Annotated in this window: 7 protein-coding genes and 1 pseudogene; 7 read left to right on the plus strand and 1 reads right to left on the minus strand. The window is 64.9% G+C overall.

Annotation, left to right across the window (positions count from 1 at the left end):
• The 7 genes and pseudogenes from HALA3H3_RS27025 to HALA3H3_RS27980 form a co-directional block, all read left to right on the plus strand.
• Positions 1–407: pseudogene (locus HALA3H3_RS27025) on the plus strand (rubredoxin); the annotation flags it as partial.
• A 30-nt stretch (positions 408–437) separates the two neighbouring features.
• Positions 438–1,826, plus strand: a complete 1,389-nt coding sequence (locus HALA3H3_RS25860; RefSeq protein ID WP_022524340.1) for an ABC transporter substrate-binding protein — start codon at positions 438–440, stop codon at positions 1,824–1,826.
• A gap of 32 nt (positions 1,827–1,858) precedes the next feature.
• Positions 1,859–2,707, plus strand: a complete 849-nt coding sequence (gene ntrB, locus HALA3H3_RS25865) for a nitrate ABC transporter permease (RefSeq protein WP_022524341.1) — start codon at positions 1,859–1,861, stop codon at positions 2,705–2,707.
• On the plus strand, positions 2,697–3,635 hold the full coding sequence (locus tag HALA3H3_RS25870) for an ABC transporter ATP-binding protein (protein WP_022524342.1): 939 nt from the start codon (positions 2,697–2,699) through the stop codon (positions 3,633–3,635). The genes ntrB and HALA3H3_RS25870 overlap by 11 nt, the downstream gene beginning before the upstream one ends.
• A 68-nt stretch (positions 3,636–3,703) precedes the next feature.
• Positions 3,704–4,153, plus strand: a complete 450-nt coding sequence (gene cynS / locus HALA3H3_RS25875; RefSeq protein ID WP_022524343.1) for a cyanase — start codon at positions 3,704–3,706, stop codon at positions 4,151–4,153.
• Between the two features lie 159 nt (positions 4,154–4,312).
• Complete coding sequence (locus HALA3H3_RS25880; protein ID WP_238326138.1) at positions 4,313–5,848, plus strand: sigma-54 interaction domain-containing protein; 1,536 nt, start codon at positions 4,313–4,315, stop codon at positions 5,846–5,848.
• A gap of 254 nt (positions 5,849–6,102) precedes the next feature.
• Positions 6,103–6,198 (plus strand): hypothetical protein, encoded by a 96-nt coding sequence (locus tag HALA3H3_RS27980; RefSeq protein ID WP_244286630.1) that lies wholly within the window; start codon positions 6,103–6,105, stop codon positions 6,196–6,198.
• 208 nt (positions 6,199–6,406) lie between these two features.
• On the opposite strand, the gene HALA3H3_RS25885 is transcribed toward HALA3H3_RS27980, so the two are convergent.
• The coding region (locus HALA3H3_RS25885; RefSeq protein WP_144410472.1) for a transposase at positions 6,407–6,712 on the minus strand (306 nt) is incomplete at its 5' end.

The raw sequence follows: 6,712 nt of genomic DNA on the forward strand, positions 1-6,712 counted from the left end.
CCGGGCTTGCCACCGAGCCGCGCCTGGCGCGTCAGGCCGGGCTCGACTTCGCCGGCGGGATCTGCGTCGACGGGCGCACCCTGGCCACCAGCGTGCCCGGCATCTTCGCCCTGGGCGATTGCATCGCCATCGAGGGCCAGCCATGTCGCTTCATCGAACCGCTGGCGCGCCAGGCCGAGGCCCTGGCCCATGCGCTGCTGGAGCGTGACCACCCGGGCTACCGCCACGCGGCGCCGGTGGTGCGCCTCAAGACCCGGCAGCTGCCGATCACCCTGAGCGGCCGGCCGGATCCCGATGCCGACTGGGTCACGGTCAGCGACGACGCGGAGCGGCTCGAGATGGAACAGCGCCAGGGCGAGCGCGTCCTGGCCACCCTGAGCGTGGGCGCCGGCCGCCGCGCCGCCTGACCCCTTGCACAACACCTTCGAGGACAAGCCATGAGCGACAACAATATCTACCGTCCCTACTCGAGCGACTCCCGCCTGGGCGGCTGCAGCTGCGGCCAGCACCAGAGCCAGGCGGACCACGATGCAGCGGCCAGGCAGGCGAGGGCGCAGGACCCCGATACCCTCTCCCGGGACTTCGTGGAGGCGGCGGCGGTCAAGGCACTGTTTCCCCACGATGCCACCCGGCGGCGCTTCCTCAAGGCGGTGGGCATGGGCAGCGCCATGGCGGCCATCGCCAGCGTGCTGCCCATGGAGAGCCTGCAGGCCATGGCCGAGGAGCGCCAGGGGCCGCTGGAGAAGAAGGACCTGCGGGTGGGCTTCATTCCCATCAACTGTGCCACGCCGCTGATCATGTCCGACCCGCTGGGCTTCTACGCCGAACAGGGGCTGAACGTCTCGCTGATCAAGAGCTCGGGCTGGGCCCTGGTGCGCGACCAGATGCTCAACGGCGAGCTGGACGCCTCCCACTTCCTGGCGCCCATGCCGCTGGCCATCTCCCTGGGGCTAGGCTCGTCGCGACAGGCCATGCGCGTGGCCACCATCCAGAACACCAACGGCCAGGCCATCACCCTGGCCATGAAGCACAAGGACAACCGCGACCCGCGCAACTGGAAGGGCTTCCGCTTCGCCATCCCCTTCGAATACTCCATGCACAACTTCCTGCTGCGCCACTACCTGGCCGAGCACGGCCTCGACCCGGACAACGACGTCCAGCTTCGGGTCACGCCGCCCCCGGAGATGGTGGCCAACCTGCGCGCCGGCAACATCGACGGCTTCCTGGGGCCGGACCCCTTCAACCAGCGCGCCGTCTACGACCAGATCGGCTTCCTGCACCTGCTGACCAAGGAGATCTGGAACGGCCACCCCTGCTGCTCCTTCGGCATGTCCGAGGCGTTCATCCAGGAGAATCCCAACACCTTCGCCGCGCTCTATCGGGCGGTGCTCAACGCCTCCGCCATGGCCCGGGATCCGGCCAACCTCGGCACCATCGCCGAGGCGATCTCCACCCCCAACTACCTCAACCAGCCGGAGATCGTCATTCGCCAGGCGCTGACCGGGCGCTACGCCGACGGCCTGGGCGGCATCCAGGACCAGCCCGACCGCTCCGGCTTCGAGCCGATGCCCTGGTACGGCATGGCGACCTGGATGCTCACCCAGATGAAGCGCTGGGGCTACCTGAAGCAGGAGGTGGATTTCAAGGCGCTGGCCGAGGAGGTGTTCCTGATGACCGACGCCAGGCGCCAGATGGCGGAGCTCGGCATGGCCGAGGCGGAGCAGGAGCCGCTGGATGGCTACCCCAGCTTCGAGATCATGGGCCGCACCTTCGACCCCCATCGGGCTGACGAGTATCTGCAGAGCCTGCCGCTGTCGCGGGCCTGAGCCCGACAGCCGACTGAATCGAGGATGACACCATGGACAAGACACTGAAACTGCGCGCCGGGCTGCTCTCCTGCCTGCTGCTGCTGGTGCTGGTCGGCATCTGGCAGGCGGCGACCCAGGTCACCGCCAGCGGTGGCGGCGAGGCGCTGGACCCGGAGTACGCCATGCTGATGGGGCTCTCCGCGGAGAGCGAACGCAGCTCCGGCTTTCCCACCCCTGGCGAGTTCGCCTCCAGCGCTCTGGGCCACCTGGCCAGCCCCTTCTACGACAACGGCCCCAACGACAAGGGCATCGGCATCCAGCTCGCCCACTCCCTGTGGCGGGTGGCGGCGGGCTTCCTGCTGGCCATGGCGGTGGCCATCCCCCTGGGATTCGTGATCGGCATGTCGCCGCTGCTCTACCAGACCCTCAACCCCTTCATCCAGGTGCTCAAGCCCATCTCGCCGCTGGCCTGGATGCCCATCGCCCTCTACACCATCAAGGACTCCACCATCTCGGCCATCTTCGTGATCTTCATCTGCTCCATCTGGCCGATGCTGGTCAATACCGCCTTCGGCGTGGCGGGGGTGCGCAAGGACTGGCTGGACGTGGCGCGGACCCTGGAGGTGAACCCCCTGCGCAAGGCCTTCCGGGTAATCCTGCCCGCCGCGGCGCCCACCATCATCACCGGCATGCGCATCTCCATGGGCATCGCCTGGCTGGTCATCGTCGCCGCCGAGATGCTCGTGGGCGGGACCGGGATCGGCTACTTCGTCTGGAACGAGTGGAACAACCTGTCGCTGAACAACGTGATCTTCGCGGTCCTGATGATCGGCCTGATCGGCATGCTGCTGGACCTGATGTTTGCCCAACTGCAGAGGAAGGTGACCTATGTCGAATGATGTGAAAGACAGCGAAGTGCCCTTCGTCAAGGTGGAGGGCCTGGCCAAGCAGTATCGCAGCGATCTGCCGCCGGTGTTCGGGAACGTGAGCTTCTCCATCCACAAGGGCGAGTTCATCTGCATCATCGGCCACTCGGGATGCGGTAAGAGCACCATCCTCAACGCCCTGGCCGGCCTGGAGCAGGCCAGCCGCGGGGGCATCGTGATGGACGGCAAGGAGGTGGACGGCCCGAGCCTCGATCGCGGCGTGGTGTTCCAGGGCCATGCGCTGCTGCCCTGGCTGAGCGTGGAGGAGAACATCGCCTTTGCGGTGCGCTCCCGCCATCCGGGGTGGTCGCGCAACCAGGTGGCCGAGCACGGCGCCCGCTTCCTGAAGATGGTGGGCCTGGCGGGGGCGGAGAAGAAGAAGCCCGCGGAGCTCTCCGGCGGCATGAAGCAGCGGGTCGGCATCGCCCGGGCCTTCGCGGTGGAGCCCAAGATGCTGCTGATGGACGAGCCCTTCGGCGCCCTGGACGCCCTGACCCGGGGCGTGATCCAGGACGAGCTGCTCAGGATCTGCGCCGATACCCGTCAGACGGTCTTCATGATCACCCACGACGTGGACGAGGCGATCCTGCTGGCCGACAAGATCCTGCTGATGAGCAACGGCCCCCGGGCCCATATCGCCGAGATCGTCATCAATACGCTGCCCCGGGAGCGGCAGCGGGAGACGATGCACCACGACCCCCAGTTCTACCGGCTGCGCAACCATCTGGTGGACTTCCTGGTGCACCGCTCGAAGAAGCTCCAGGAGACGCCCGACCTCAAGGCCGCCTACGGCGAGCCCAGGGTGGTGCGGCCGGGGCTCGACTCCCTGAAGGTCGTCGCCTCCCGGGATGATGAGCCGCCGACGAATACGCCCCGCCGCGCCGCGGCAGGCCCGGCCTGAGGCGGGGATGCTTCCCGCTCGGCCTCTTTTACCCAGTACCCCTCGATGAGTGACCAGGAGAAACCACGATGATTACCGACCGTAAGCAAGTGACCGAGATGATCCTCTCCGCCAAGGTGAGCAAGGGCGTGAAGTGGAGCGACGTGGCCCAGGCCGTGGGCCTGAGCAAGGAGTGGACCACCGCCGGCTGCCTCGGCCAGATGACCTTCAACAAGCAGCAGGCCGAGGTGCTGGGGGAGATCTTCGGTCTCTCCGACGAGGCGGTGGCCTGGCTACAGGTGGTGCCCTACAAGGGGTCGCTGCCCTCCGAGGTGCCCTCCGACCCGCTGATCTACCGCTGGTACGAGGTGGTCAGCGTCTATGGCACCACCATCAAAGAGCTGATCCACGAGGAGTTCGGTGACGGCATTATGAGCGCCATCGATTTCTCCATGGATATCCAACGCGAGGAAAACCCCAACGGCGATCGGGTCAACGTGGTGCTCTCTGGCAAGTTCCTGCCCTACAAGAGCTATTGATCCTACATACAGCACAGGGACTCCCTCCGGCCGTTTGTGGCCGGAGGGAGTTATCGTTTCGGGAGGTAGCCGATGGAGAGTCTCGTATCACCCCAGGAGGGGCGCTCGGAATCGCCGGGGGATGACGGGTGTTCCGCATCCTACTGGCGGACTCAGGAAATGCTGCTGCTACAGCAGGTGATGGCGCTGGCCGGACGCGAGCTGGACCCGGGGCCGGCGCTTCAGGAGATGCTGCACCTGCTCTCGGAGCTGCTGGGTCTCAACCGGGGAAGGATCGTGCTATTCGACGAAACGGGGGAGTCCGGGCAGATTCGCTATGCCTACGGGCTGACGCGCGAGGAGATAGCACGTGGACGCTACGCCCTCAACGAGGGCATCACCGGGCGAGTCCTGGCTAGCGGCCAGCTGGTGATCTCCCAGAACATCGACAACGACCCCCACTTCCTGGGGCGCATGGTGGAGCGTCGACTGCTTCCAGAAGGGCCGGTCTCGTTTATCGCCCAGCCGATTCGCGTGGCCCAGCGTACCCTTGGTGTGCTGGCCTGTCATCGCATCCGGCACCGGCCGCGGCCGCTGGCCGATGATCTGCAGATTCTCAAACTGCTGGCGGCCCATACGGGCCAGCTGCTGCAGCTGCATGCCCAGATGCGCGAGCGCACCGAGTCGCTTCAGCAGCAGAACCGGCTGCTCTCACGGGCGCTGGACGCCAGCGCCAGTCGCTACGGCATCGTGGGCAACTCGCCGCGGCTGGTACAGGCGATTGCCGAGCTCGAACAGGTCTCGGACTCCACCGCCAGCGTGCTGCTGCTGGGCGAATCGGGCACCGGCAAGGAGCTCTTTGCCCGGGCCCTGCACCTGGCCAGCCCGCGGCGAGAGGCGCCCTTCATCAAGGTCAACTGTGCGGCGATCCCCGAGACCCTGTTCGAGTCGGAGCTGTTCGGCTACGAGAAGGGGGCTTTCACCGGGGCTCAGTCTCTTCGCCAGGGTTCCTTCGAGCAGGCTGATGGCGGTACCCTGTTTCTCGACGAGATCGGCGAGCTGCCGCTCGCCATGCAGACTAAGCTGCTGCGTGCCCTGCAGGAGGGATGCATCTCGCGCCTGGGGGGCAAGTGTGAGATTCGTATCGACGTGAGGTTGGTGGCAGCCACCAACCGTAACCTCGAGGAGGAGGTCGCCCGAGGCGCCTTCCGCCAGGATCTCTATTACCGGCTCAACGTCATTCCCATCCGGCTTCCCTCCCTAGCTCAGCGCAGCGGCGATATTCCGGCGCTGGCGCTACACCACCTCAACCGGGTCAACCAGGCCAGCCAGCGCAATGTGCACCTTACCGCCGGTGCCATCGAGCGGCTCCAGCAGTATCCTTGGCCGGGCAATATTCGTGAGTTAGGCAACGTGATTGAACGCATGGTGCTGCTCTGCGATCATCCGGCACTGGAAGCTGCGGATATCGAACGCTTTCTACCGGAGGCCTCCCTGTCACTGCCATCGGCCGCCGATCCCCGCGGGATCGACGCTGGCCCCGAGGAGACGCTGAGTGATGTGCGGCCCTATGTGCCGGCCACCTCCCACAGTCCCGAGGCGCTCTATCGTGCCCTGCAGCGAGCGGGAGGCAACAAGACCCGTGCCGCCCAGCTGCTGGGCCTGACTCCTCGCCAGTACAGCTACCGCTGGAATAAGCTGGGGCTCTCCGGCTAGAGCGCCACCGTAGGGAGGGCGGTGGGGGGATTGCCTGCGTCACGGCTCGCTGTGGGGGCGTGACGATATTGAACGACATCCAGTCATAGGGCATCGGCGGTCGCGAACGGCAGAGGACGGTCCGGGGGCTATATATAAATGCATCGTAGGGCTAACGTCCGTTGAGCAAAAGCCAGCCTAAAGGAGAAGAAATGTAACAGTGGCGCCTGCTAGCAGCAATTGAACTGCTCGCTGCCCAGCGTCAGGTTAACGATGTGGCCTACCAGTTGGAATTCTCCTCAGACAGTGCTTTTATCCACTTCTTCCATCAGAACACTGGAATGACTCCATTGGGGAGTATATGCGGTTAACTCTGTTGCCGGGAGAATCGTCGGGACCCCGTCGCGCTCCGCGTTAGGTAAATATTGTCATAATTGCGCTTGAGCATTCACGCGAGCGGATCCGTTGGTGATTTGAGTCACCAGGGGATTAATGGTTAGTGGCGTCGGAGAGATAAGGCCTAATTCAAACGGGTATCCGGATTAAGTGGTAGATGGAGCCCCTTGCTCCTTCGAACCCTTAACTCTTCCAGAAGGTTGATAGATCGACGCCGTAGTTTTTCTCAGGCTCGGGAAGACCCATGCTGTAGGTCATGGTGGCCTTGCCCAGGAAGGGGGATTCCTTGGTCTGCGGCACCTTCTTCTTGTGCTTGGTGGTGTAGAGCATCCGGGCCCGCATCACCTCGAATGAGTAGCCACGGCCATCGCGGTTCTTATCCTTGGCCAGCCGGTTGATTGACTCCGTGAAGGCGTTGGTGATCGGGATGTCGGTCTCGAAGTAGGTCAGCATCTCCTCATGCCAGCCACTGATAGCACTGACGAGATC

The sequence above is a fragment of the Halomonas sp. A3H3 genome, assembly GCF_000982975.1.
Taxonomy (GTDB): domain Bacteria; phylum Pseudomonadota; class Gammaproteobacteria; order Pseudomonadales; family Halomonadaceae; genus Vreelandella; species Vreelandella titanicae.

Coding starts and splice junctions, on each gene's coding strand:
- ntrB (WP_022524341.1), top strand. CDS start 1,859: ATGGACAAGACACTGAAACTGCGCGCCGGGCTGCTCTCCTGCCTGCTG.
- HALA3H3_RS25880 (WP_238326138.1), top strand. CDS start 4,313: ATGCTGCTGCTACAGCAGGTGATGGCGCTGGCCGGACGCGAGCTGGAC.
- HALA3H3_RS25870 (WP_022524342.1), top strand. CDS start 2,697: ATGTCGAATGATGTGAAAGACAGCGAAGTGCCCTTCGTCAAGGTGGAG.
- HALA3H3_RS25860 (WP_022524340.1), top strand. CDS start 438: ATGAGCGACAACAATATCTACCGTCCCTACTCGAGCGACTCCCGCCTG.
- cynS (WP_022524343.1), top strand. CDS start 3,704: ATGATTACCGACCGTAAGCAAGTGACCGAGATGATCCTCTCCGCCAAG.